This is a genomic window from Acetobacter pomorum (assembly GCF_002738225.1).
In the GTDB taxonomy this organism is placed as follows: Bacteria; Pseudomonadota; Alphaproteobacteria; order Acetobacterales; family Acetobacteraceae; genus Acetobacter; species Acetobacter pomorum.
Genome location: NZ_PEBQ01000164.1, coordinates 1 through 23,911 on the forward strand (window position 1 = coordinate 1; position 23,911 = coordinate 23,911).

Sequence of the window (23,911 nt, forward strand, 5' to 3'; positions counted from 1 at the left end):
TTCCATGCCAATGCCGATCACAATGCTGCCCTCAATATTCTTCACAGGGGGAACACTCCTGTCGTGGAGCCACAGGTAACTGTGGCGTCGAAGCGAAAACTACACCCGGTCTAACCGGAGAAATCCTCGTCCTTTAGGGCGAGGAAGATGTTAACAAGGATCAGATGTCGTTCGACCGTCATATCTCTGGGAAGCGTGCGGATACCCCGCTTCCTGCTCAGGTCAACGGTGCCGTTAGTCAAGAATGCGGAGGGAAATGCCTCCCTCAGTTCTGCAACAGTCTTGAAATCTCTAACCTGCATTTCACACTCCGATGTTCAGCATCAAGTTGAATCAGAGTAGAAAGCGCTCATGTAAAGCACAAACGACCTTTAGAATGGGTCGGGTGCCGGCATGCTTTTTTGGTTTGTAGGGCGGAGGTCAGGGCAGGGGCCGTAACCATCAAAAGCGTAATGCGGTAAAATCTGCCTGTTCTCGAAATATAGAGCCTCGTCTGGAGTCATGCCCGCTTCCTCGCTTACGCGTGGCCAATTTTCAGCGATAACTTCCACCTGATCGTTTATTATTTTCCGCGCATCGGTCTCCGAAATCGTAAAGGAAGCTGCCGCCTGGAGAGCATTCGTTAGCGTGGAAGCATTATTGCCGGGAGTGATGGCTATTGCCTGCCGTGCCTCATAATTTCCCCGCGCTTGCGGAGCGATGTCGTAAGCCGGAGTGAGCGTTAACGAGCGCCCATCCCAAAATGCTGCATGATTGCGGCAGTGATCATCTGTATTCCCGCACAGAATGTTGAAAGTGAGCCTAGAGAACATTTCTCTTAGGTTCCCCTCAGGATTGGAAAACCGTTCCCTTATGAATTCAGCGAGTTCCGTGTAGGCGACATGGCGTGAGCCAAGTTCATTTTCCTGCGTCCAGGTGAGCGCTGATACCATCGCTTTCCTAGCCCATTTCCCACCTGGTAAAAGGTCACGATCAAACCGCTCAACGAGAAGAACATCACGCCCCAATGTCTGGGCTATTTCAACCGGCGCAACATTGAGGCCTGCGTCGGCCGCCATTCGCATGGTCGCAAATTCACCCTTAACCATACCGAACGGATCATTTGTCGCCGAAAATTTAGCTATCATCTTCCTTGGCCGGCCGGTGCCTGTGCCTGCGTCACTGATCAATGCTTTGGGCCTGGCCCCTCCGATTGAGCTCCCATGGAGTATGGCCTTATCCAGCTCTACGGGGACACTTTTACCGGCCTGCACAAAGTCAGCAAAAGTGAGCAAATCCTGCAATGTCACCTCGTCATTGCCACGGTGAATGTATTCGGAGGAAGATTTTTGGAAATCCAAGGCCCCGATACGATCAGAGCCGGATTCCAGCATAAATGTCATCTCATCGAAGGCGTCTTCTTTAATCCCACGGCCTTTGTCTCCGGTGAGATTGTTCACAATCACTCTACGCCCCCAGTTATCTGGCAATGCGTCCCGTAGACTGGAAGCAAGACCATGATCAGCAGGGGGGCTGAACACACCTCTGCGGAGCGGCAGATCCCCGTCATAGATGGAGATCGATTTTTGATCTTCCCGGTAAGCGCCACGGTATGCGAAGGCATATCTCTCAGTTGCACCCTTTTCCCGCTGGACCTTCCCGGCAACAACTGGCTCCGTTTCCCCAGGAAGCCATATCCACACAAAGCAATCTTCTTTGGGGACCGCGCGGGAATGATATGAGTCAGAATTCATCATCAATCTCCGGTGTATGTGTCTCAATGCGTGTTGGGAAGATTGCGTCTATCTCACGTGCTCGCTCCAAGCGGTTTCTTGCTTCTGAGGCACTTCCGAATACATCCAGACCAACCATATGAGCGGCCTCTAGCACATGCCCCACTGCCACGGTTGGTCTGGCGCGTTCAATGGCAATAATCGTCAGTCGGGAACAGCCAGCACGGATTGCCAACTCTTCCTGCGTCCAACCCTTTTTTTTGCGACCAAGTTTTATTTCTATTGCCAGAGCCTCAATGCCGGCACGCGTGGTTCTGGTTAAATGCCTAAACTCTCGCTTCGGGTTAATGCTGCTCATAATTGTTTCCTATAAGATACCTAAATCACACTTAAGTATCTTATAGCAGACTTTAGTAAAGCATACACTTCCTTTGAGAAAGGTAATTAGAAAAGGTCAGGCGGGTCCACCTCTTCTGTCCACTCGGCGGCGCTTGCCATATCCACCAGCAGAGCGTCAGTCATCAGGCCGGGCACATCCAAGTCGACCTGCGGGTATTCTCCATAGGCGTAGGAGCGAATGACAGCACAAAGGCAAGGGAGCTGCTCAAACTCGCGCACAAGCTCGTCCTGATTAATGCCGGACAGTTCGCAGTCAGCAACACCAATGAGGTTTTCATAAAGCTTATTGGCAGTATCTTTTATATCACCCACAATCTGCAGACGATCGTACAGTTCGGCTTTCCGCTCCATCTCATTGCCAGCCGAAATAGAGGGCAGATCCTCATACCCTGAAACAGCAATCCCAACAGCATCAGGAGCCATCCCGCCAATGGTGGGGCGTTTATCTGCTGGCAAACCATCGACACAGCCTGACAGATAGGCAAGGCTGATGATGTGGCCATCAGCATTTTCGCCGCCTTTACAGAGTGCCGCAAAATCTTTGCAGGCAATCCGCTTCGCTTCGTTTACAAGTTCGCGAGCCTCATGCTCCAGCGCGACAAGATGTGGGTTCAGGTGGTTGTCAGACATGCTCGGATTTCCTCTTTTTCAGCAACAAGAGGGTACCCGGTCCAGATGCAAGGCACTATTACAGAGAGACCTTCACAGGTGAGGTCGCAAGAAATTAAGGGGGGGGCAATGACGAAGGCCACAGTAATACGCCGCTGCCAGAGCAATCGCTGAAAGGCGCGGGTTTCTTCCGTGAGGCACCGCCAGCCGCGCAGTTGTTTCCGGTGGAAGCCGATCCCTGGACCATCTGTCTCGGCGATATCAGAGCTGGTCTGGATCACCCTCCGCATAACCTGACAGAAACCAGATATCCAGTCGGTCTTTCTGCTCGGCGGTCAGACCGGAAAGGGCATTACGCAGAGTGCGCCACATAGGCCCATCATACCGGTCGATCGCGAGCATCCTGCCAGCGTTCTCTTTCTTTGTTGCTGAGCAGGCAAGGCGGGAAGGCGAACCCCGGCTTCTCCGGCCTTTATATGGTCAAGACGTGATAACGTACATTATCGCGTGTTATAAATAGAGGGAAAAATCCATGCTGGAGCGCCTGAGTAGTCCTTGCTTCAGAATTATACGCCAGATCTGACTGGTTGTTTGCTCGTAGGATAGAATGTGGCGCACTTAGATAGTTTAGATCGGGAATTCCTTAAGCATCTCAATGATATCAAGGGCAGTCATCCTCCGATGACTCTTTGTGCGCTAAATGCGATGGCGACCGGACAAAATTCCGGCCGCTCGGAGCAATCCATTTCATTCCACTATGCGCAATTACGGCGCAGGAGATTCAGATACATTTGGCTCTGGAGCCATATCGTGAACAAGAGACTGAATGGTTTCGAGGCAGAATGCGTTGTGGTTATCAGAAAGGATATCTGAGAATTCCTGACGCGACAAAGTCTTCTCAACACTCTGGCCGTCAGCAAATTCTATCGATACCGCCATTTCTCCACGCGCACCCCGTTCAATAGAAAAACCGGATATCACCATTTCCGCAGCCTCAGGGCTTGGCGCGATTGCATCACTATAACGGATGCTGCTTACCCCATCCGTGGCGTGAGGGATTTCTATCCCATATGCTCCCCAATGCGCCACACTCTTGATATCTTTGTAGCCTGTTCGAGTTATTTCTACATTGGGCGGAAATTTCGCGAATTCCTGCTCAGTCGGGTACATCGACCGGACACTTCTCATTAGATGATCACCGCACGGATCCAGAAAAAAGGAGGCGCTGATTCTATAATCCTGCAACAAGGACACAGAAAGCCGGCTTGAATAGACGCAAAGATCTTTTTCTCGTTTTATCAACTCTATTCCTGTGGCAAGCATGGCCTCGCGAACATTTTTAACTCCTTCGGATGAAAGAGTTTCTTTAAGATTTTTTGAGATGTCCGGGCTAGTCACGGGATACGCTCCTGCTTCTTGGTAAACATTCTACTTTCTTCCAAGATAGTAACCGAGGAGCATGCAAGGGATGCGGCCTACTTATACGCACACTAAGGCGCGGTTGGATCTGGTTCATCTGCCGCATGGATTTCAGGTTCGATGGCGGGTAGCGTTGTTACCACCTTGGCCTCCGGCCGTATGTCGATCCATCACCCACCGGCAGAATACATCGCAATCAATTAACCAAGCGTGTGTAAGAACACGTGCGGGACTGCTTCAAATCAAGAATGATCAGGGATTGGGAGATGACGCATCATCGGCCTTAAGGCCAGTGTCACGCTGCTGCCATTCCGGGTAACATTCAGATTGAGCATAATCAAACAACTGCTTCTCCAGATCAGACAGTGAGGTCGTATCACTTGTAATGGTTTCCTCATTCCCGATAAGCAAGTCATAGCGACCGTCTCCAAGTGCCGAGATGTAAAAGCTATCAGCATAAACCAAAAACGTTTGTTCTGGCTCGTCTTCCCACATAGAATCCTTGACAAGCCTTCCGAACTCCCGGTTCGTCATTTCTCTGCGAGACTTCACAAAGTCATCGTACGTCATGTCTGGTGTCCTAAGTAATTGTTGTGACGTTCGGCGCTCTCGCCCTCTCTGGAGACTTAAGACGGAGTTGGGCCTTGGGAGTGTTCTTGATGGATATTTCGTTCCACTGCAATATCTGGCAGAACTTCTGCGAAGAGATCGGCCAGTCGATCCTGGAGAGAATTGTCAGCAATCTCGCGCGCCTCAATGAGGTCGGTATCATAATTGATCTTACGAAAGCCAGCACATTCGGCATGTTCTCTCTTGTTAAACCGTGAAATAAACTTGGCTGGTGGCAGTGGGCCAGAGAAGTCCCAAAGCAGTCCATCCTTCAATACAGCGGCATGATCAGCGAAGCCATTTGGCCGGACTAACACAACCAGATCGCCACCAATAACTGATTGCAGTGCACCGGCCACTATAAGGCATCCACCATCGAATGGCCCGCAACCTACAGTGGTGCCCAGATCGCCATAAACGCTATCACGGATAGAGGATATCCGTTCTTCCCAGTCAGTAATGAGGGCGCCCCCAAGGCATCCCTCCTTCCTTCCTTCGCTTATTAGACTGGCCATCGCGCTTTTCAGCGTTGATTTCAACTTTATCAGCATAGACCAATCCTTTTGACAGAAGGTCATTTATCGAGATCATATGGCAGCGAACACACGCTCTCTGCCTTCATCAGGTGATGAAGATTAAGCTGGCATGATGCAAGAAAAAGTATAAAATCCAAAATTAGCTTCTGGGCGGAGGTTTATAATCTTACTGGCCCCACAATAGTAATCAGTGGTTTAAATGCGCTGTGAGGCACATCTAAATCTCATCCATGTACAGTTCAATTGAGCCTATATTAGCCCTTATGACTAAGTAAAATGGATAATATGGCAATATAAGTCAATTATAGTGCAGTTTTTGTATTGATATGGAATATTACTCCCCCGCCCTACCCTTTTATAGAAGTATCTAAGGTTTTTTGCACACCCTTTACTCATATTATTTTTGTGAAAATAATCTTCTAATTCAGTCACACCTCGGATGACATACTCATCAGTTGACACGATAGAGGTCCATTGGGCGCTTAACTTAGTCACTTGCATATTTCAGATCTAAGGTTTCACCTTAACTGTGATTCATTACCCACTTAAAGGCGGAAAAATGACATCCCAACTGAAAGCCTTAGCTGACGACGAACTTAATTCATTTTTTGATGCAAATCGTGCAGTAACATATAATGGTGATGAGGTGTCCTTTCGTCATCAGGGAGAAGCCCCTAATGATGCCTTATACAATATTAGGCGAATATTGTTTTTGGCTTCCAAACGATACTGCGACTATCTGACAGATTGTGGTGAATCTGTTGCTTCCCCTGCTCAGATGCGTGAAAGCCGTTCTCTTGATTGGCTGGGCGAACTTCCAGCTCAAATTACCCCTGAAGAGGCTGCCCTGCTGCATCTGTATGGTGAACTCGGTGAGAAATTGCATCTAGACAAGCCGGTTGTCGATGCTCTTAGAAGAGTATTTCCAGACAACAGCATGCTCTGTGCTGGAGATGTTCGATTTTCGCAGGAAGCATTTGACCTGCTACGCAAAGCAACTGGAATGGGGCCTGAGATATCTTTGGATCCTGCAGAATGGCCAGAATACGAACTCATTCAAGAAGCAGATTTACCGACCCCCTAGCAAGTAATCCGTTGATGTCTATCCCATTTCGATTTTTTAAAACAAGATCGGAATGGGAACCTAGGGAGCATTATCTTTTAATGCTCCCCAACATCCATTTCTCTTATAGACTACAGTGTGGGTGCATTCTCTGCCTTGACCGCAGGCAGAATATCATAGGTTTTGGGGAATAGTATTCTTGCGTAACCTTCATGGGCGTCAATAAACTCTTGTGGTATTGATATCCCCTCGCATCCTCTCAAATCGACCGACCGACTAACTCGCAAATCCCTTGGGAGTGCTTTTAATCCGGTACAGCCCTTCAGGGATAGCATGTAGACATTCAGGCCTTCTGGCAGATGCGTCAGAGATGTGCACCCATCCAATGCCATGTTCATCAGGTTAGGCATTGATTTAGGAAGCTCTATAAGATTCTGGCAATTCTCAGCGATTAGGATACGCCCGGTGAAATTAAAATCGTCAGGAAAACTGGTTACCCATTGGCAGCCACTTATATCAATTAGGCCGCCCACAGTAAGATTGCGTGGGAAATCTTGGAACTTTGTATCTCTCAAAGAGAGATTGTCAGGGATGTTAAGACCGGCCGGTAAAAAGCGAATGTTGGTGCAATCGTCCAGACAAAGGCTTTTAACATTTATGGTAGCAGGTATGTCTTGTAGAGAATGGCATGATTTGAACGAGGCTTTGCCCCCCACTATCAGATCGCCAGAAATACTTTTTAGGTTAGGACATCTGTCTGCGATTAGATCTCGACCAACCCTGACATGATCTGGAATAGCTGCAATTCTTTCACAATTTCGAATTGTCATTAGCAGCCCAACCTCCAGTCCTTTGGGTAAAACTTCGAGCTGCGGGCAATCATTGGCGTAGAAATTAGATTTTACCTTAAGACCTTCTGGTAGATCGCGCATTGAAAGACAACCCGACAGTAGCAAGTCCCTTTTTATCTCCCTGAGGCTGTTCGGAATTGAGGTGAGTGCGACACACCCTGTTACATCCAGGCTCTCACCAACAAAAAGACCATCACCAAGAGTTGCAAGTGATGTGCAGCCACGTAAAGTGAGGCTTCCGCATATGCGGTTCCGAGCCGATATACTCTTTATATTGACGCAGTTCATGGCATTAATGCTGAATGGGAACACCACTTCATCTGGGAACCCCACAAGCAGCGATCTCATTGTTTCTGGGATCAATATATTACAGGATTCATCCTGCAATCTTTCCATATCTTTTTCTGTAAGTTTTATCATAGGTTATCGCTCTTCCCTTTATGCTTATTGAGATTCAAGATAGCCGCGATGTCGGTTATGCTAAGGCGACGATAACCCGTTTTTATGCAAGATAAGACATGATTTGCTAACATGATTGAATACCGCATCGAACATAATCCAATTCAGGTCAAAGACCTACCTTGTCGCATACAACGTAGGAGAGTGTCGGGTTGGAAAATGCCTCCTAACACTATCTCATGCTGTCGGCCGGGCAGACTTGGAAACCCTTTTGTTTGTGAATCAGATCCTCAGGTCGCGGTTGACGCTTTTAGGAAGCTTGTCACACAAAATGTTGGGCATTTCGAGATTAGTCCTGGGCGCCTTCAGTTCGCAAAGAAAACTCACCCTGACACACTCTCTCCAGATTATGGAAGTTGGCTTAGAGAGCAAGCCATACCCAAGATCAGGACGTTTAATCTTGCTTGCTTCTGCCCCCTAGAAAGACCGTGTCATGTTGATGTACTGCTGGAGCTAGGAAAAAAAAGTCTCATTCAAGACGGGTTATTAATTCCGTGATCATACCTTTTGCCTCGTAGAGGCCTGAAGTGTGTATCGAGTTCATTTCAATGATTTTTATGGCCCCGGATACTCTTAACCTGCAAAAATCAATAACCATCGCATCTGGCCAACAAGGATAGTCTTTGAGCTTGGCTAAAAATGGTTTGATATCATGCGGGGAAATTTCCCCTCTTGCCTCTAAAGGCGTGTCTTTGTGAAAATACCTTGTGCATGCCAATAGAGGATTATCTGAATACGGCATTACGAAGCAACGTGTCTCATCCTGAATGTCCATTACAGGAGAGGCAACACATAGTTCATCAAGCGACAGCTTATAAAGCAAATGTAGTGATGGCAGATCACTCTTTTTGACCACCTGACCAGGAAAAACCTTACAGCCAGAGTTAGGCCTTAGAAACATCGGATCAGGTGCATATGGATGAACAGAGATGACACCGAAAGGTGCGATAAACGCATCTGGATTTAGGAGGTAATCATAACACTCGATTTTAGCCAATGCCTGCGACAAAAAGGCATAATTGAACTGGTATTCGCTGTCAGAGATAAGCGGGTAAAGCCCCAGTTTCTCCAATCTATATCGCATGGCGATAGAGGTTTGAAAAATAAGTTTTCTCTTTCTTAACTCAGGAATTAGAGCCTTAAACTCAAGACTATCAGGAGGGGTTCGGTCAAGACATACCGACAGGATATTGGTGTCGGGAATATCTGTCACGCAATGCTGCCAGAGCAAGGCAAAGTCCATTTTCGTATCCTGAAAACCATTGTAGATTAAATAGTGTTATTCCGGTCAGTCATGCTTATGCTTCTTTTTCATCATCCGCCTTGCGGCCCATGATCTTTTCCGTCCTGCAAGGTCTCTCATTTCTCCCATTTCACTCGCCTTGATACTCAGCCCACTACCCTGTGCTGACCGTTGCACCCTTCTCTCTTTTGGCGTGGAAAAAGTCAGAGGATCGGGCAGTTCTACTTCTATCATTTCTGAATGTGCCGGCCATATTTTAAATGCTTCGCAAAGTATCCTTTGAGCGATCTTATTTGCCGAAAAATTATGGGCATATATCAATGAAAGAGATTCAGATTGTCGACAAGCCAATGGTGATTGGCCATCACATCCGACAAAACCGGCGCTATTTAATGACCATATCCCATATTTTTGTGCCTCTTCCGAGTGGGTAAGCTCTGGTGGGAAAATTAACATCGTTAGAAAGGGGGAATTGTATCCCTCAGGGTTGGTATCCAGATCTTGGATATTAACACCCAGGACAAACTTAGGTCGAACAGGGTTCCTGTCTGTTTCTGCATTGTACCATGAAACAAAATCAGGATATTTTTCAGGTACAAGAAGACCATTCAACAAGTTAACCTTGACAAGTGCTCTCATTTTTTAATTTCCCCAATAAGATTGGCCAGTTTTGTGACAGCAATAGATTGACTAGGCCTTTTCCTGCCTTAAAAAGCCAGATATACCTGTGTAAGAACTCCTGTAAGGTGGAATTTAACCTTACTGCTATCTTTTAAAACCACCCTTTCTGTTAGAAAGGGTCATAAATTGGGCTTCTAAGAAAGAAATCACATCATGTTCTCAATCCTTTCATCCCCACCTGATGCTGAGGAAATCACCAGGCTATATAACAAGGCTCTGCAAAAGCAAAAGGCGAATAATGATTCCACTATTGGTGAATCAATGATTTTATATGCCCCCCCTATTGTCGATCTCTGTCTGCTACCTATCGCTATTCCCATGTCAATTGCAGAGAGTGTCATCACTGCGCCATTCAAAGCAATTGATGAATGGCTAAATGACAGCAATCCTGAGATCTACCAATACGCCAGTAAGAAAGAATCAAATGCTTATGATCCAGAGAATTACGGCCCATGTAAGACATACGTTGAGAATGTCCGTGCTCAAGGAAGAAATCTGACAGTAGGAGAAATCGCCTCCTTGCAACGGTATAAATGGACAGTAGACCAATCTTCACAAGCCCTTAAAGCTGTCACTTCAGTTGCAAAAGAGGCGCTTGGCTCATTTTTTAGGAATACTTAATCATCACTAATTTAGAGAGAAGCGGTTGTTCAGAGCAGAAAGCAGAAGCAAGTCACCTAGTAATTCAATCTAGGGGTATTTAAGATTGATGATTGAGGTTATTTGCTCCACCATTTTGTTCTTTTCGGCATCATCGAGTTTCTCATATGCTGTTTTCATGGCGGGTATGGTTAAAATAGATGAAATTATATCACTAGCTTCTGAAGAAGGCGCTGTCATTGAATGAGCATTATTACTTATGTATTCACACTTGTGGGTAGAATACTCTATAGAATTTAATTTTATCAACTCAACATATTTATAAGCTTCTTTTAATATTTCTTGATCGTCAATTAAAGTGGATCTTTTGACACTTCCTTCTATCTCATCTGTAGAAATAAAGAGAACAATATTATTATAACTTTCACCGCCGTTCTGAACTGCACTACGATATCTAATTCCCCAAACGCTCAATTCCTGACAATCTCTAACGAGTTCAGCTAAAACCTGTGTCGGGATATACTCCAAATGTGTGCGATCATCACCTGTAACCGGACATGAAATATTCGATGAGAAATTATGTAGAAATTTTATAGCCTTTTGGTCATTTATTTCATTGTCAGAAAAAAAGCTGCCAACTTCTGGCAGATTAGTCAAATCCAGAATTCTTATTGGCTTTATGGTTTCAAATACACCTAAAGACCAACTATCTTGATTTGTGGCACGTACTTCTACAAGTGCTCCTTCTCTGGTTTCTGAGGCGTAAAAGCAAGGTATCCCTGGTGGGTTCATTCTATTTGATTGAAGGGAACGGTTGCATGGTGGGGGACCCAATTCATTCACACTTGTATATTTCTCTCCATTTTTACTAATTCGCGACCGGTAGAATATCATTCCTACCGGGATATCCCTTACAAGTCTTTTCATATAAGGGATTAGAAGGTTAAATATTGCTTTCGGACTAAATAGTCGTGCTTTCTCTGCTAGATTTTGTGTGAATAATTTTGGAACTGCATCTAAATTAAATCTGCGATTATATTTTGTAAAGTTACAGAACATCCACCAATATAGGTCTAATTCTTTGTCTAGAGTTACTTTCCCGAAGTCAAGTGAAGCCCATTTTTTATTTTCAAGAGGTATATCGCAAATTGCTCTCAATAACTTCCCATCACTATCTCTCGGAAGTTCTAATTTTAATATGTTTTTTAGGAGGTACGGAGATGTATAACGGCCATGGGGAAATGGAGCATTTTCAGGAGCGTTTGCCACATAATAAAAGCCAACATAATCGCAGCATGTAAAGCTTTTGTTTACATGTTCAGCAATAAACCTAAATATTTCGCTTTGTTTCGCAGATGGGTCTGAAGAAAGACTACAATAATTGCATTTTTTATTTGAATTTCTATAAGTTATAAATTTCTTTATATGTTCATCCCCGAAGCATCCCGAACATATATACAAATCATTATTTGTGTTACCATGCATTATTTAGAATCTCACTAGATTTGGAATTTATAGAATACGAATCCTTTTTATATATCAGTAAAAATTAGTCAAATTTTAATCGTACTTTCATTGCCCCTCCCTAGGGAAAGGGAGGGGCAAATGTCAGGAAGACGCCCTTAATAGCATGAGGCCGCAACCAAAGGATTTAGCCCGACCAAACCCAAAGATTATTTGATTCCAGAGTTTTTTAGGCTCCGTGACGACAAGCAATCCTGTCATATCAATAATCCCAAATTTCGGTGTGCATCTTGGTCCAACTGTAAATCTAGGCAAAACATCAATTTTATAATCCGTTACGGCATTCTGAATGATCTCAAAACCATGCTTTGCCCCTTGGCGTTTGATCCATTCAGTCCCTGCGGACTGAGCGACATCTCTTCTTCTCAATCCCCTCTCTTTCATGGGGTATGACAAAAGATCATAGGTCACGACGTCTAAACGTCTGCTTTTCCCTGTCTCCGCGTTTTCTAAGGATCTGGTTGCATTCGCACGCAACTTAAAAGCCAAACGATCCCCGCTTTTAAGGCAAGGAGCAAATTCTTTTATTACATGAGGCCTGAACAGATCATTCTGCATAGGCGGCCTATGCGAAAGGGCAATGAAACTGCCCTCTCCCTCCTCCCGCCATAGGAAGTCTCGCTCTTGCTCACTATTCCCCTCTTTCGCAAACACTGACCACATGATGTTGTGCTGGGCAGAGCGACGTTGCCCGCTATCAGGAGACCTCCAAAAGCCTGATAAAGCTTGAGCTGTAGGCGAGTTGGAAAACTGCAGGCGACTTAGAAACATTAAACTTGTCCCCCAGGTGCGATATTAACAGCACGCATCCCAACTTCCCGTGTTTTGAAATGCCATCTTTTGCGATCAAAGGGTACATCTGTAATTATTTCCCCTTTCCCGCCCTCCTCAATCAGGACTTCAGCACGATCGTTGTTGCGCCAGACTGGCAGAGTAAGTTGAGACAGTGCTTCTTCTACAGTGTCCGCTTGAACGATCTTCGCTCCTAGGGGTGCGGCAAGGGGGCAAGATTTGCGACCAAGATAAAGGGTAAAATGCGGAGTATGCAGTGACTGGGCAATTTCCGGGAGATTTTCACCGCGTACCGCAATCCCATACAGCGCATCTGTCCGATAATCCCGTATGGAGATTATCGAGTTGAGTTTGCCTTGCCCTTGCTTCAGGGCTTCTGGCCTTGAGTTGGGCTTTCGGGCGGCTGGCGTGGGAATAGTCTGTATCGTGTGAAAATCTCTCATTGCCGTGCCGACATCGAATATGGCGACATCAATCCGCAAGCTGTCCAGTCTGGAGAAATCACCATTCCTTCGAATACCTAAAGCCGCGCCCATCAAGCCAACAATCAATGATCGGCCTGGCCACATGAGAGATCCTCTCCGCTCATGTCCTGCCATCTCCCCCATGGAGGAGATAGAGGCATTCAACGTGAATATCAGGAAGTTCTCCATTACGAGCCCCGAACGGCAGCACCAGCAAAAGCACTGATTTCGTCCAGACTGCCATGTTTACCGACTTCCAAAACGCAATCTTTTTCCCAAGACTGCCCGTAAGCCCGATCGATATCAGCACGAGTTTTTTCGAGCGCCTTTACAGATCTCTCCATGATATCGGTGCCATGGATTGCCTCAAAAAATGCACCAGAAAGATCACGTGGAGCCTGATTTCCATATTCAGCCAAAATAAAATGAGCTCTGGGATGATGAGCAAAGGAATTCTGCTTCCCTTTTGGCGCGGAGATCGCCAAACCCTTCACGAGTGCCTCAATTCCTTTAACAGCAAGATCTTTATCGCCTGCGAGATTTTCAACAAGAAGTTTAGAATCAACGCATACATATTGATAATAAACACCTGAGCCAAATTCTGCTTCACCAATATGGCCAGCGCCAGTATCGCCGAATGAATTATTTAGGTCATCCATGGCGCTAAACCAGTCTTCCTGCGTCTGAGCACGGTGAGTGGTAAAAGCATGGGCAACCTGAACTGCGGCTTCACGATTAAAGCTAGAATCATCGGCAAGCATCCGGCCGAACATGGCAATATCGACTGCACCATCAGCTCGGCGCATCACACTTTTCTTCAGATCCTTTTCTTTTGGTAATTCTTGGCCATTAGCAATTTTCTCGGCCAGATCCTGCGCCAGCTCCCATTCTTCGGGTGAAACAAACGCAAGTGTTGTAAGCACTTTGTCATCTTTTGAACGAGGTGTACTTTCAAGCTTGCCAAATATTGAAGCGACCTGCTCCGCTGCTTTTCGAGCAGTTTCTTCTGGTACGCTAAGCTCCAAAAGATGGTTCATCAGCCTTTCAGAGATACGCTTTGTGCGCATACCAATATGGCCAGCCAAGTCCAAGGCAAAGAATGAACTTTCACGAAGTGCACGCTTGATGGACTGAGAGGACATGCGCAGACGTGGGGATCCCCCTATGATTGCCTGTTTCGGGCGACCCTGATCATCGCGGTTAGGGTTGGACGGGCCAAAGCTTGTCAGAAGGTGGAATTGAACAAATCGTGTCATAGCTTTATTTCTCCGGGATGTAGGTTTTATGAGTATCTGGCGATGATCCAGTTCAGGAGCCGAAATAATCGAAGCACCAACGGGTCTTGACTGCATCGCCCCAATAAATCAGGTCGCCTGCCATGGATTCCACATTGCAGCGCTTGCCAGCCATATCAACGGCACGACGTAGGTAATCAACGAGTTCTTCGTCTTTGAATTCAGCACGGAGTATCTTATGAAAACGAAGAGGAGATAAAAGAGGCGGGTTGCCGCCGATTATCGTAGCCAGCGAACGGGAATCATCCTCTCTGATACAGGAAAGGATTTGAGACAGGCGTATAAGAGATCGCGCATTATGCGGTTGAAATTCAAGATCAGAAGCCAACTTCTGAACTTCTGGTTGAGAAAGTATCGTGACCCCATCACCGCGCCTCAAACAAGCAGCCAGGGACCGCGCGCGAGATTTCGTGTCGCGGGGACGAATATTATGATCCCACCATCTAAACGCGATTTCTGCCTTAGTTTCTGTAAGGGGCTGAGTGGATTTTACTTCAGTCATTGGACATAACCTTCTTCGACTTTTTGGAGGCAGGAATGGGAAGGCCCAATGCGTTGAAAATTGCCTCTCCTTGCTTTCCATACCCGTAAAGAGCCATGCCAAGGAATTTTCTGGCGAGAACGATACCTTTGATAGTTTCCACGTCTCTCAAAGCCATTCCTGGCAAGGCAATTTGATCGAACTGCTTTAATGCATGCTTCCTGAGCACTGTAAGCCAATGCAGGCTTATCTCCGTATCTGACAATGACTTTCTTATCTCTTCGTCATTGCCTCTCATAGCCGAATAGATAAGGAAGAAATCTTTCTCCGTAGCTAGAAAGAATTCTTCTTTTTGAGCTGAACGGTCTTCACCTGTGCCGATAACACTACGAAATGCAGATGTTAGGGCACCCGCTACGGATGAAGCTCCATCAATAAGGCATGTTAATACCTTAAGATCTTCTTTGCTGAGGTTAGATAGCCGCTGTTGCGAATAAATGTAATTTCGTGGTTTGGCATTATCCATAGACCAACCAGCAACAATAATTGACCCACCTCCTCCTCTTTCCCCTACCCATGTCCTTAAGGAAAGTGCGAGTTTAGACAAATCATCACTATCACGCTGGGCTATCGTTCCAAGCCAATTATGGTATCCATATTTCCCAGCCCCAGGATGCTTGGCACGCCAGTCATCTTTGGCATTCAGCTTGTAGTAAGGACTTAGGGGATGCTCCCATCCAACATAGTTGGTGCCATGAGTTTTTTGAATCACGCCGTTAATGCAGACACCATTTGAAACGAGGCGAATGCGGCGCGGCATACCAAAGAAGGCTTCAACGTTAAAGAGTTTACCCTTCGGTGGTGGCACAACGACACCGTCTTGAGAAGTTACCGTCTCACGCATCCAAGGTAATGCGTCAATGTCAGAGGGAGTGCCATATGGCGTGTTGGCCCAGACAAGATCCCATAAACCAACCTCAGGGTTAACAATGGTTGTTAGGGGGCCTCCACCACGCATTGATGTACGATTTCCAGACCCCCCTGAAGCTGCGCTAGATTGTAAGGAATAAAGAGCCATAGCCGCTTCTGGGAGCGTCAAACGATCATATCGGTATCGCCTGACCATGACGTCAGCATTATTTTTGATTGTCTGAGCACCTGCACTATCTAGGAAAAGTATGTCAGGTGAGAGCTGAACACCGTCAAGCTTACTTAAGTCTTGCAGAAACCTTGGGCCATCACCAAGAAGATTGAAGGCTTCTGAGTATTCCTCAAGTTTTTTGCGCAACCTGTCAGGATCTGCGGATTTCCTAGCTTTCCAATCCGAAAGGTTTTTAGGAGGATCAGCAAGATACACCAACCCGATGAGCAGTTCATAACAGGCTATATTGAGGTCAGTTCTAGGCCAATCAGGGCACACAACACCATCTTCGGCCATCTGCCATGGCGCGATAACTCGGTGACTGCCGTCTGAGCATCGCACTGGTATCCATGGATCAGTTATCAGATTAAGGTTCAAACACTTTAGCCTTGATCATTCCACCCAATCCAAGAAAAATTGAGCGTGGTTTGCACTTTCTCTTTGTTATAATCGAGATCAATATATATATGGCCTTCGCGCGTCAATCCTAAGAAAGGTATAATAAGGCCTTTTTTAAGGTCATAATTAGAGTTCGTAAAATGGCCTTATATTTTTTTTGACAAACCTTGAATTAAGTCAGGTTGTATAGTCTTACCATCTCCCCAAGACATCTATAGAATGATGCAACTCAAAATTCAGATAGGATAAAATGAAAAAGACTAAAAATAGAGATATGGTCAAAATCGATAGGGACGAAGCTTTAGCCCTTCTGGATCTTGTTGACGAAAGTATACGCTGGAGTAGTGTATCTATGATGGATTTGGATAGGTACGGTGCGGCATCAAATGCGATGTGGGCGTTAGTTAATATGATCGCAGGGAAACAAGACGTTGCAAAGGACTTATCTAAGAAAGCTAAAAAACATTATGCCGTATATTGCAAAAAACACGAAAAGAAAGCCAAGAAATCTTAGTCACCAAGTTTCACACGACAAGAGCAAACAACCTTGATTAAGAACCAGAATTGCTCCTTGTGCTTCAAAAGATCACACACTTACATACGCCACCCGATCTAGAGTTGTCGCTTTTATCTCAATAGAAAATGTGACTTAAGGGCTTCATAATTTCATTAAAAAACATCTGCAATCTATTGTTTTTATGACTTTTTAGACATTCCTAGACAATCTGAACAATGCGTGGCTTGGGAACTCAAACCCTTGATTGTCAGCGCAAAACAAACTCCAGCCCCATCCTCTAGGGGCTGGAATATCAGTATCATTATGCTGGAATATTTTGCTTTAAAGTGGCTGATTTAATTTTAAGGAAGATCTCCTTAAACGCTTGACGCTCAGCATCTCTCAATTTCGATGCCTCACCTTTAGCGATGATGACACAACCTAAAAAGACAAATTCCGCCGTGACATAATGTCTTGTAGAAGTTGCTAATTGCTCCATAGTTGAACTGACATGAGGTGGTGCAATTTTTGCCTTTACACAGTACTCCAGCACCTTCCCTTTGTAATTCCCATTTGAAGGATCTTCTAAACACGCATTAATGGAGATTTCTTTTTGGCCAGGCTCATTGTCAGAAGCCTTTGAAACTGGATCAGTCAGGATTTTATTGATCCCGATCTCCTCTTGATCACTTTCAGATAACTCAACTTGATAAATTTCAATCAATGCTAGGATAGCAGATCTTTGCTTTGCGAGCGCCTTATTTGAGCCTGTGGCGATCTTCGAAACTGTAAGCCCAGATTTTGTCCGAACAACAAGTTCCTGCGTTAAATTGGTCATATCGGTCGAACGAAACTCAACCGAAGCGATCAACTCACTCGACATGGCCAAAGCAGAGAGCAGTGACACCGCATGTTCCGGGAACCGAGCCAAAATTTCTAACACGAGATGGTGCCAGTCACGGTTCCCATACTCTATCGCCGTTGAGAGAAGAGATAGGGAAGTATTTCGCGTTAGAAGTCTTTTCCTGCACTCATCCATCAATCCTAAAGGTGCCTGATCTAATGTCCCATCAGTCGAAGCAGCCTTTATAACTCGAATGAGAACTCCATCTTCCACTCCGCTAAAGTCCATACCTGCCTTTAAGCTTCTTGCAACAAACCTCTGCATACGAAGCTTATAACCTTCACTAACCTTTTTATTGATTGCGCCTAAACGGCTTTCAATTTCCTCGGCTAGACGCCTCATATCTTCCCCACCGGGATATGGAAAATGCCTATGCCCATCGAGGTAAGCCATTATGTTATGCTGATTAACCATATCAACATAACGCCGTAATGGTGAAGTAAACCAAGAGTATGAAGGGGCTTGCAAAGCCATGTGCCCCTGACAGGTTGCAGAGATAAAAGCCTTACCCATTTCGTGCATCCTGGCGGCGGGTATGATCTTCAACTCAGCAATGAAAGCTTCATCATCATAGTTCTTTGGGATGTGATTTCTGAATAAAATTGGGATGCACTTATTGAGGCACCAACTAGCAACAAGAGAGTTTGTCGCGATCATAATTTCCTGAACAATAATGTATCCCGCAGTATCTGGATCACTTATCTTCAGATCTCGAAATATTCCACTTTCATCAATATAAACATCATTTCGCGAATCAAGACCAAGAGCTGCCATTCTTTGACGCATCAGCCTTATTGCGAGAGTCAAAGCGTCCCTAAGTTCAACGCTTAGTTCTGATTGACCATTTTTAATGGCTGTGGCCGCACCTTTCTGAGTATACCGCCCTAGATGTCTTAACCTTGCTCGTTCGACCTTTAAATCAATGCATTCTTCTGCGTTTGGATTGAGCTTAAATGTCACACCGAGAACGGGGATCAGCGTATTCCTTGGTGTAAGTGATATTCGGCTTACGACGCTTTCATCCGGTATCATAGGCTTTAAAATATTTGCACCGGAATAAACCGTGTGGACATTCTGTCTTGCTGATCTTTCGAGATTACTTCCTACATCAATGGTTGAAATATCCGCTATGCAACACCTAACAGTCCATCCCTCGTTATTCTTTCTGATTGAAAAAGCATCATCCAGATCTGAAGATGAGGCAGAATCAATTGTTATGCATTGATAGATGGGGTAATTTTGATCTTCTGACATATCATTTTTCTTCTAAGATTTAGAATGTCCTGATTATTCCATCATGATTATTCTTAATCAATATCCTTGAAGGTATTATCTTGGGAATAGCTTGATCAAAATCACCATTTAAATTGCTCAACAAACAAGATCAGACGCATGCGAAGAAGGTGTTAATATAGGTTTATCAACTTAAAGCTAAATAGAACCATTCCATTGTTTGATAAGGAATATCAATTTGACACTAAAAATTAACGGTCTTCACCTGTCTTTTATGTCAGAAATTTTGCACAAGGTTCCTGTTCATCTAGACAAATATCCATATCTCCACCCCACACCAGATGATCGTTTTACACCTCAGCAATGGCAGAAATTATGTGATGAACTTGAATACCAGAGCATATTCAGATTGCCATTATCACTTATCGGTCGGACAAGTTTTGAAACCCTCTGTCGTGTTTACTCTGGTAGTAGAGTAATGCTGAATGAACATATTGAAGATCTATTTCAAAGATCGCCTCCTCATAGACTTCTTTCAAAAATAAAGAATTCCATATGGAGGTCTTCCTTAATTCATGCTGGTTGGAACGAAATTGTCGAGGCATGGCAAGGATTGCACCGTTTTGAAATGGGCAATCTAGGTCTAGAGGTGGAAGTCGACCACACCACTGGATTTAATACGCACGGTTATGCCGAATATTCCTACAATACGTACCTAGACGGGAGTATGGCTTTTCTAATTAAATATCGTGGTGCCCACGTTTTAACAATTGGCTTTACGTTTGCAAGCTGCAAGCGGCTTCTCATTCAGCAGATACAATTTACACAGAGAACAGGAAACAGATGGTTGTTCAAGCTGCCTATTCACTATGCGTCTTTTGTCATCAGTAAACTACGGAGCGCATTTCCTAATCATCGATTGTACATTGTGAGCGGTGTTGATCTGGCCGAAAGGTCGATCCAAAATTACAAATCAACTATCGCAAGGATAGAGGCCAAGAGATCCCAAAGTGGGAAACCAATCTCTACATATGACTATGAAAGGATTTTAAAAGCGCAAAGCAGTCTGGATCATATATTGCGGGATAAAGAGAGGATTATAAGTGTTTATAAATCTATCCCCAACTACTCAAACAAACAGTTGTCTTGTCATGGAATGAGGCATTTTCTGTTAACTCCCTCCGCTGATACATAAAACCATGGAAAAGAGGAATTGTCCCAATGACAGACCATCCAATGCGTGATGCTGTGATCAGGATTGTTAAACGATCTGACGATGGTCATGACCACTGCTGCTTCTGCAGAACTGAGACCAACATGCTGTCAGCTTCTCAGGATGTCCCATGCTGTAATGATTGCTCCGCAGATCACCTGGAGCCCCAGATCCCAACCAGACAGCAGTGGCTAGATGAGGAAATGTGGTTAAGATTCCAATCGTCGGAAAAAGATCAGCCGCCGTTGAAGCCAAATTATATATTCAGGACTGGCAAAACCTATTCTGAAATGATCCGGGCTGGGGAAACCTTACCCCCCTACCGAAACTCCCTAAGATGGAAAACTGAACAGTTTTATCTGGAATGGCTCACCGGTTTGAAGGTCGGAGATCATTTTTTCGTATTAAGTGGTTATAATGGAGAAAACCCAGAAATTCTTAAAATAGAAAAAGTCACAAAAAATCAGATAGTGGCTAAAAAGAAGAAGTGGTCTAGATCAACTGGGCTACTTATTGCAAACCCCAACCCTCTCTACCGAATGCAAGAAGTTACAGCCCAGAATATCAAGCTGAAAAACTCATCAGGATCTTCAAGAGCCACTTGATTGACATTCTCCCCCCTGAAGGACGGAGCTTTACGGCTCTTCCGGTAAATTCGTAAGTATTTTCTCCAGACAGCCAGACAGGTCTAGTGGGCGATGGGAGGATTAAGCCCATGCCCACATTATCCCGACCTTAACAAGGTTAGGCAGGATATTTATCGTTTGGCACGCTGGGGAACTTCACGACTACTGTTGTGACATCTGTTACAGCTTCAAAGGAAGTTGCTTCGCCTGGAGGAACCACAATAATATCTCCCTCCGTACATTTCCTTCCCCCCATGATCGCCTCACCCTTTATGATGACGGTTGTTTCCGTTGCGATCTTATGGAAATGGGCAGCCTCAACATCTCCTTTAGAGAAGTGCTGAACGGCAGTCTCAAACTGCTTTGTACGGTTCACCGATGGAGCAAAATCACCAATAAACCACCCTCTGGTCATATCGTCTAAGCGTGAGAACTTCATTAACGGGATCTCCCCCTCTACCCTCTTTGTTGGCCTATTGAGGCGTTACAGAGGCATCTACCTTTGCAGTCTTGCCCGGCTTTCCAGATATTCCGTCAGCCAGCATATCTTCATCGGAGGGCATCTCCAGAACGCAATGCCAGGAGGTATATCTCATTGGGTTGGAGTGATCAGGAGAATGCTCCAGAACAAAGGAGTGGCTATATCCGTATGAGTCAGCCAAAGATTGCTCACAGCTTTGGCCATAGGCCTGGGCAAGTGCTGAAATGCACACCTTTTTTGATGCATCGCAAAGGTCGATGTACAGGTGAGCATGATTGACCATGCCTTCATATAAGGCGTCACCGGGCTGCAGATCCTTGGTGAATTCAGGATTAGGGTGAGACCTTACAACTTTGATCCTGGCAGCAGTTTCAGGATCCACCGAAGTCCCTACAAAACTGTTCGCCTCGTGGCTACTGGAAGCGCCCTCTCCGTCATCAGCCTTAGATTCCAACACGGACCCATTATCCGTATTTAAAGTCACATCACCATTGGCATAGGTGGTGAAATTGAAGTCTTCAGGGCTTGATGTGCCCAGCAAAGCTGGCTGGCTATCATGATCTGAGGCTAAAGCCATAGGGGGCGGCAAAATCAACGTGAGAAGCTGTACGCACACAAAAGGCATTCCCCGGCGAGATACCTTGTTAGTCAATCCATCTATTCTCACCAACACGACCTTTCAGTTTTAATTAAGAGTGTGTGTATCATTGAGATACGGTCAGGCGATCAGGCCGATACCGCCTTTCAGTCGTTCAGATCCTGTTCATTTCCCTGGCCATGGATTAGGGTCTGAATAATTTGGAAGAGTTGTTCTGTTTTTCCTGAAAGAAGCATCTCCTCCAGTTTATTCCAAACAGGCACAAGAGCTGCCCAGTCACGCCCAAGTGCTGTCATTTCATTTAGCCTGAGCCTCCATTCCGGGTAACGCTCTAAAAGCTTGTGACAGCGACTGAAGTCGCCAGCATCACGTGGGGCAGTATTAAAATCCCTCAGAGGTATTCCACACATCTTGAATGCAATAGCTTGAGATGACACACCGGTCTGACCGTCAGCCATCCAAGCCATAGCTTTCAATGCATCTTCCGCATGAGGATGCATCGGAGCTTCTTGCTTGGCGCTCTGCTGGGCAACATGACCCTCCTGTGGAGGATTTTGGATATATACCCTTTTGATGTTACGGACATTCATCCCCGACAGATATATGTCTCGTTCATGGATACACAAATCAGGCTTCCAGCCGATCAAGCAATCTGAAAATTCATAGTACCATCCGACCCTAGTAAATCCCTCAAGGTCACCATTCGTCATGCTGCACAATAATAGGCTTTAGGCCTAATACTCCCACCTCAAATTGGCCTATAATAGCGACCATCCTTTGGAACCGTGTTGAAAATGCTGGATCGATAGAGGGGCATGATCAACCGCAAAAGAAACAATGAGGTTAAAGCCTAAATGTCAAGGCTATTTCTCTTACACACCTCATAAGCATGAAATGAGAAGATCTTGGAAATGGCCTTGTTCTAAATTCTAATCACCTTACCTTTCACGTTAATTCCGTCATGGATTGAATTGAGATTTGGGCAATTTTTGATGATCAAATTGCCATAAATATTAAGGTATCTGGGGAGATCGACTACATGGAGACAGTCCTCAATAATCAAGTCGCCCCGTACAAGACCTAGATTTTCTGGGAACCCCTCGAAATTCCTGCAATGGCGGATAGCAATAGTCCCGCCGACATACATTCTGTGAGGCAACCCAACAAAAGAATGACAAAAAGAAATTAGAAGATTTCTCTGAATTCTCATCCCTTCAGGCAAAATGGATAATGAAGGGCATTTGCTGATTACAAGGTCAGCCGTTGATGTAAGGCATCGCCCACCAAGATAATATGTCTGCCCGTAGGCCTGAAATCCTGCAGGTATGTCGGAAAAGCTGGCACAATCAGTAACGAACAGGGATCCGGTCGTCGTGCCGAAAGGAAGAGATTTGACGCGATGACAGCGTGTTAATTGTAGTTCGGAAACTCGCAAATCATCAGGTATCTCAGTTATTTGGGGAAGATTACGGAGTATCAACCGATCCCGCACCTGCAGGCCAGGAGGAATTGCGCATAAGCTGGGCATTGATGAGAGGGTAACATCACAAGCCTTAAGATTTGGTGGAAGTGTCTCTACCTCTTTGAAGGCCATGTTTGAATCGATGTATATCGATCCCGTTTCCCTATAAAAACCTGAAATTCCAGCATCCCAAACGCACCTTGATGACAGTCGGGCTATATCATCTATCGTTGTCAAAAACATTGGAAAAATTGCCTTTGTCAGCACTCTCTCCAAAGATAGCTAAAATAATCTTAAATCTTAGAAAAAAGACTTTGCAAAGCCTATCCCGCTAAAGCCTTCAAACGCCATGATCTGCAAAAGGGTATTTTGTATTTTTCAAAATCAATTTTAGTGTTCAGTTCTGAGAATGGTAGTGGGGTTGGGTTGGGGTGAGGTTAAATAATAACCGCTCACTAACTACATAAAGAAAACAATTCAAAAACAATCAGATAGATAGAATTTGTCAATTAAGGTAAGTCATCTTTCTCTAATCGGAGATTCCTATGAAAAAAAGCTAACTCAGATAAAAACTTGGGCACAGATTTATCCACAGGCTTACCAACATAAATGTGGATAAGT

Annotated in this window: 28 protein-coding genes; 6 read left to right on the plus strand and 22 right to left on the minus strand. The window is 45.1% G+C overall.

What is annotated here, in order from left to right; translation table 11 throughout:
* Nucleotides 1-110 precede the first annotated feature (110 nt).
* The 8 genes from CSR02_RS12820 to CSR02_RS12850 all read right to left on the minus strand — a co-directional run bounded on the left by CSR02_RS12820 (nucleotide 111) and on the right by CSR02_RS12850 (nucleotide 5,299).
* Nucleotides 111-302 (minus strand): hypothetical protein, encoded by a 192-nt coding sequence (locus CSR02_RS12820; RefSeq protein WP_099541903.1) that lies wholly within the window; start codon nucleotides 300-302, stop codon nucleotides 111-113.
* A gap of 69 nt (nucleotides 303-371) precedes the next feature.
* Complete coding sequence (locus CSR02_RS12825) at nucleotides 372-1,736, minus strand: type II toxin-antitoxin system HipA family toxin (protein ID WP_244177008.1); 1,365 nt, start codon at nucleotides 1,734-1,736, stop codon at nucleotides 372-374.
* Nucleotides 1,723-2,070: a helix-turn-helix domain-containing protein gene (locus tag CSR02_RS12830; protein WP_099541905.1), complete on the minus strand. Its 348-nt coding sequence runs from the start codon at nucleotides 2,068-2,070 to the stop codon at nucleotides 1,723-1,725. The genes CSR02_RS12825 and CSR02_RS12830 overlap by 14 nt, the downstream gene beginning before the upstream one ends.
* A gap of 86 nt (nucleotides 2,071-2,156) precedes the next feature.
* The gene (locus CSR02_RS12835) at nucleotides 2,157-2,741 is read right to left on the minus strand and encodes a hypothetical protein (RefSeq protein ID WP_099541906.1); all 585 of its coding nucleotides are present in this window, start codon (nucleotides 2,739-2,741) and stop codon (nucleotides 2,157-2,159) included.
* 240 nt (nucleotides 2,742-2,981) lie between these two features.
* Nucleotides 2,982-3,122, minus strand: a complete 141-nt coding sequence (locus CSR02_RS16655; RefSeq protein WP_167384146.1) for a hypothetical protein — start codon at nucleotides 3,120-3,122, stop codon at nucleotides 2,982-2,984.
* A 363-nt stretch (nucleotides 3,123-3,485) separates the two neighbouring features.
* Complete coding sequence (locus CSR02_RS12840) at nucleotides 3,486-4,118, minus strand: hypothetical protein (RefSeq protein WP_099541907.1); 633 nt, start codon at nucleotides 4,116-4,118, stop codon at nucleotides 3,486-3,488.
* 273 nt (nucleotides 4,119-4,391) lie between these two features.
* A complete protein-coding gene (locus CSR02_RS12845; RefSeq protein WP_124296426.1) occupies nucleotides 4,392-4,709 on the minus strand; it encodes a hypothetical protein in 318 nt (105 codons plus the stop codon).
* A gap of 56 nt (nucleotides 4,710-4,765) precedes the next feature.
* The gene (locus tag CSR02_RS12850; protein WP_099541909.1) at nucleotides 4,766-5,299 is read right to left on the minus strand and encodes a hypothetical protein; all 534 of its coding nucleotides are present in this window, start codon (nucleotides 5,297-5,299) and stop codon (nucleotides 4,766-4,768) included.
* 544 nt (nucleotides 5,300-5,843) lie between these two features.
* Here CSR02_RS12850 and CSR02_RS12855 point away from each other — a divergent pair.
* Complete coding sequence (locus CSR02_RS12855; RefSeq protein ID WP_099541910.1) at nucleotides 5,844-6,368, plus strand: hypothetical protein; 525 nt, start codon at nucleotides 5,844-5,846, stop codon at nucleotides 6,366-6,368.
* Between the two features lie 110 nt (nucleotides 6,369-6,478).
* Here CSR02_RS12855 and CSR02_RS12860 read toward each other — a convergent pair whose 3' ends face one another.
* Nucleotides 6,479-7,618 carry a hypothetical protein gene (locus tag CSR02_RS12860; RefSeq protein ID WP_099541911.1) on the minus strand — a complete coding sequence of 380 codons (1,140 nt, stop codon included), beginning with the start codon at nucleotides 7,616-7,618 and terminating at the stop codon, nucleotides 6,479-6,481.
* 111 nt (nucleotides 7,619-7,729) lie between these two features.
* On the opposite strand from CSR02_RS12860, the gene CSR02_RS17305 reads away from it, so the two are divergent.
* A complete protein-coding gene (locus CSR02_RS17305; protein WP_099541912.1) occupies nucleotides 7,730-8,155 on the plus strand; it encodes a DUF4326 domain-containing protein in 426 nt (141 codons plus the stop codon).
* Here CSR02_RS17305 and CSR02_RS12870 read toward each other — a convergent pair.
* Nucleotides 8,127-8,900, minus strand: a complete 774-nt coding sequence (locus CSR02_RS12870; protein WP_099541913.1) for an ATP-grasp domain-containing protein — start codon at nucleotides 8,898-8,900, stop codon at nucleotides 8,127-8,129. The genes CSR02_RS17305 and CSR02_RS12870 overlap by 29 nt on opposite strands.
* A gap of 45 nt (nucleotides 8,901-8,945) precedes the next feature.
* A complete protein-coding gene (locus tag CSR02_RS12875; RefSeq protein ID WP_099541914.1) occupies nucleotides 8,946-9,539 on the minus strand; it encodes a hypothetical protein in 594 nt (197 codons plus the stop codon).
* A gap of 195 nt (nucleotides 9,540-9,734) precedes the next feature.
* Here CSR02_RS12875 and CSR02_RS12880 point away from each other — a divergent pair, with 195 nt between their 5' ends.
* Nucleotides 9,735-10,202 carry a hypothetical protein gene (locus tag CSR02_RS12880; RefSeq protein WP_099541915.1) on the plus strand — a complete coding sequence of 156 codons (468 nt, stop codon included), beginning with the start codon at nucleotides 9,735-9,737 and terminating at the stop codon, nucleotides 10,200-10,202.
* A 69-nt stretch (nucleotides 10,203-10,271) separates the two neighbouring features.
* Here CSR02_RS12880 and CSR02_RS12885 read toward each other — a convergent pair whose 3' ends face one another.
* From CSR02_RS12885 to casA, 6 genes are all read right to left on the minus strand, one after another.
* Nucleotides 10,272-11,666, minus strand: coding sequence for an RES domain-containing protein (locus CSR02_RS12885; RefSeq protein WP_099541916.1), 1,395 nt, complete (start codon nucleotides 11,664-11,666; stop codon nucleotides 10,272-10,274).
* 123 nt (nucleotides 11,667-11,789) lie between these two features.
* Entirely contained in the window at nucleotides 11,790-12,476 is a 687-nt protein-coding gene (gene cas6e, locus CSR02_RS12890) for a type I-E CRISPR-associated protein Cas6/Cse3/CasE (protein ID WP_099541917.1), read from the minus strand.
* The gene (cas5e, locus tag CSR02_RS12895) at nucleotides 12,476-13,150 is read right to left on the minus strand and encodes a type I-E CRISPR-associated protein Cas5/CasD (RefSeq protein WP_099541918.1); all 675 of its coding nucleotides are present in this window, start codon (nucleotides 13,148-13,150) and stop codon (nucleotides 12,476-12,478) included. The genes cas6e and cas5e overlap by 1 nt, the downstream gene beginning before the upstream one ends.
* Nucleotides 13,150-14,217, minus strand: a complete 1,068-nt coding sequence (cas7e, locus tag CSR02_RS12900) for a type I-E CRISPR-associated protein Cas7/Cse4/CasC (protein WP_099541919.1) — start codon at nucleotides 14,215-14,217, stop codon at nucleotides 13,150-13,152. The genes cas5e and cas7e overlap by 1 nt, the downstream gene beginning before the upstream one ends.
* A gap of 52 nt (nucleotides 14,218-14,269) precedes the next feature.
* Nucleotides 14,270-14,758, minus strand: coding sequence for a type I-E CRISPR-associated protein Cse2/CasB (gene casB / locus CSR02_RS12905; RefSeq protein WP_160256060.1), 489 nt, complete (start codon nucleotides 14,756-14,758; stop codon nucleotides 14,270-14,272).
* The gene (casA, locus tag CSR02_RS12910; protein ID WP_099541921.1) at nucleotides 14,751-16,256 is read right to left on the minus strand and encodes a type I-E CRISPR-associated protein Cse1/CasA; all 1,506 of its coding nucleotides are present in this window, start codon (nucleotides 16,254-16,256) and stop codon (nucleotides 14,751-14,753) included. The genes casB and casA overlap by 8 nt, the downstream gene beginning before the upstream one ends.
* A gap of 271 nt (nucleotides 16,257-16,527) precedes the next feature.
* Between casA and CSR02_RS12915 the strand changes: the two genes are divergently transcribed.
* Complete coding sequence (locus tag CSR02_RS12915) at nucleotides 16,528-16,791, plus strand: hypothetical protein (RefSeq protein ID WP_099541922.1); 264 nt, start codon at nucleotides 16,528-16,530, stop codon at nucleotides 16,789-16,791.
* 304 nt (nucleotides 16,792-17,095) lie between these two features.
* On the opposite strand, the gene CSR02_RS12920 is transcribed toward CSR02_RS12915, so the two are convergent.
* The gene (locus CSR02_RS12920; protein WP_099541923.1) at nucleotides 17,096-18,931 is read right to left on the minus strand and encodes an RNB domain-containing ribonuclease; all 1,836 of its coding nucleotides are present in this window, start codon (nucleotides 18,929-18,931) and stop codon (nucleotides 17,096-17,098) included.
* A gap of 217 nt (nucleotides 18,932-19,148) precedes the next feature.
* Between CSR02_RS12920 and CSR02_RS16350 the strand changes: the two genes are divergently transcribed.
* Nucleotides 19,149-20,105, plus strand: a complete 957-nt coding sequence (locus CSR02_RS16350; RefSeq protein WP_143225586.1) for a hypothetical protein — start codon at nucleotides 19,149-19,151, stop codon at nucleotides 20,103-20,105.
* Nucleotides 20,106-20,131: 26 nt separating this feature from the next.
* On the plus strand, nucleotides 20,132-20,728 hold the full coding sequence (locus CSR02_RS12930; RefSeq protein ID WP_143225587.1) for a hypothetical protein: 597 nt from the start codon (nucleotides 20,132-20,134) through the stop codon (nucleotides 20,726-20,728).
* Between the two features lie 139 nt (nucleotides 20,729-20,867).
* On the opposite strand, the gene CSR02_RS12935 is transcribed toward CSR02_RS12930, so the two are convergent.
* The 4 genes from CSR02_RS12935 to CSR02_RS16355 form a co-directional block, all read right to left on the minus strand.
* Nucleotides 20,868-21,188: a hypothetical protein gene (locus CSR02_RS12935; RefSeq protein WP_099541926.1), complete on the minus strand. Its 321-nt coding sequence runs from the start codon at nucleotides 21,186-21,188 to the stop codon at nucleotides 20,868-20,870.
* 34 nt (nucleotides 21,189-21,222) lie between these two features.
* Nucleotides 21,223-21,771, minus strand: a complete 549-nt coding sequence (locus CSR02_RS12940; protein WP_124296422.1) for a hypothetical protein — start codon at nucleotides 21,769-21,771, stop codon at nucleotides 21,223-21,225.
* A 203-nt stretch (nucleotides 21,772-21,974) separates the two neighbouring features.
* A complete protein-coding gene (locus tag CSR02_RS12945) occupies nucleotides 21,975-22,538 on the minus strand; it encodes a hypothetical protein (protein WP_099541928.1) in 564 nt (187 codons plus the stop codon).
* 212 nt (nucleotides 22,539-22,750) lie between these two features.
* Complete coding sequence (locus CSR02_RS16355) at nucleotides 22,751-23,533, minus strand: hypothetical protein (RefSeq protein ID WP_124297486.1); 783 nt, start codon at nucleotides 23,531-23,533, stop codon at nucleotides 22,751-22,753.
* Nucleotides 23,534-23,911: the final 378 nt, after the last annotated feature.

Bases quoted from the DNA above. Each gene is read 5' to 3' on its own strand.
- CSR02_RS12915 (WP_099541922.1), top strand. From the start codon at position 16,528: ATGAAAAAGACTAAAAATAGAGATATGGTCAAAATCGATAGGGACGAA.
- CSR02_RS16655 (WP_167384146.1), bottom strand. From the start codon at position 3,122: ATGCTCGCGATCGACCGGTATGATGGGCCTATGTGGCGCACTCTGCGT.
- CSR02_RS17305 (WP_099541912.1), top strand. From the start codon at position 7,730: ATGATTGAATACCGCATCGAACATAATCCAATTCAGGTCAAAGACCTA.
- cas5e (WP_099541918.1), bottom strand. From the start codon at position 13,150: ATGGAGAACTTCCTGATATTCACGTTGAATGCCTCTATCTCCTCCATG.
- CSR02_RS12830 (WP_099541905.1), bottom strand. From the start codon at position 2,070: ATGAGCAGCATTAACCCGAAGCGAGAGTTTAGGCATTTAACCAGAACC.
- CSR02_RS12930 (WP_143225587.1), top strand. From the start codon at position 20,132: ATGACAGACCATCCAATGCGTGATGCTGTGATCAGGATTGTTAAACGA.
- cas7e (WP_099541919.1), bottom strand. From the start codon at position 14,217: ATGACACGATTTGTTCAATTCCACCTTCTGACAAGCTTTGGCCCGTCC.
- CSR02_RS12920 (WP_099541923.1), bottom strand. From the start codon at position 18,931: ATGTCAGAAGATCAAAATTACCCCATCTATCAATGCATAACAATTGAT.
- CSR02_RS12855 (WP_099541910.1), top strand. From the start codon at position 5,844: ATGACATCCCAACTGAAAGCCTTAGCTGACGACGAACTTAATTCATTT.
- CSR02_RS12870 (WP_099541913.1), bottom strand. From the start codon at position 8,900: ATGGACTTTGCCTTGCTCTGGCAGCATTGCGTGACAGATATTCCCGAC.
- CSR02_RS12880 (WP_099541915.1), top strand. From the start codon at position 9,735: ATGTTCTCAATCCTTTCATCCCCACCTGATGCTGAGGAAATCACCAGG.
- CSR02_RS16355 (WP_124297486.1), bottom strand. From the start codon at position 23,533: ATGTTTTTGACAACGATAGATGATATAGCCCGACTGTCATCAAGGTGC.
- CSR02_RS12935 (WP_099541926.1), bottom strand. From the start codon at position 21,188: ATGAAGTTCTCACGCTTAGACGATATGACCAGAGGGTGGTTTATTGGT.
- CSR02_RS12820 (WP_099541903.1), bottom strand. From the start codon at position 302: ATGCAGGTTAGAGATTTCAAGACTGTTGCAGAACTGAGGGAGGCATTT.
- CSR02_RS12860 (WP_099541911.1), bottom strand. From the start codon at position 7,618: ATGATAAAACTTACAGAAAAAGATATGGAAAGATTGCAGGATGAATCC.
- CSR02_RS12835 (WP_099541906.1), bottom strand. From the start codon at position 2,741: ATGTCTGACAACCACCTGAACCCACATCTTGTCGCGCTGGAGCATGAG.
- CSR02_RS12945 (WP_099541928.1), bottom strand. From the start codon at position 22,538: ATGACGAATGGTGACCTTGAGGGATTTACTAGGGTCGGATGGTACTAT.
- cas6e (WP_099541917.1), bottom strand. From the start codon at position 12,476: ATGTTTCTAAGTCGCCTGCAGTTTTCCAACTCGCCTACAGCTCAAGCT.
- CSR02_RS12845 (WP_124296426.1), bottom strand. From the start codon at position 4,709: ATGACGTACGATGACTTTGTGAAGTCTCGCAGAGAAATGACGAACCGG.
- CSR02_RS12825 (WP_244177008.1), bottom strand. From the start codon at position 1,736: ATGATGAATTCTGACTCATATCATTCCCGCGCGGTCCCCAAAGAAGAT.
- CSR02_RS12875 (WP_099541914.1), bottom strand. From the start codon at position 9,539: ATGAGAGCACTTGTCAAGGTTAACTTGTTGAATGGTCTTCTTGTACCT.
- casB (WP_160256060.1), bottom strand. From the start codon at position 14,758: ATGACTGAAGTAAAATCCACTCAGCCCCTTACAGAAACTAAGGCAGAA.
- CSR02_RS12850 (WP_099541909.1), bottom strand. From the start codon at position 5,299: ATGCTGATAAAGTTGAAATCAACGCTGAAAAGCGCGATGGCCAGTCTA.
- CSR02_RS12885 (WP_099541916.1), bottom strand. From the start codon at position 11,666: ATGCATGGTAACACAAATAATGATTTGTATATATGTTCGGGATGCTTC.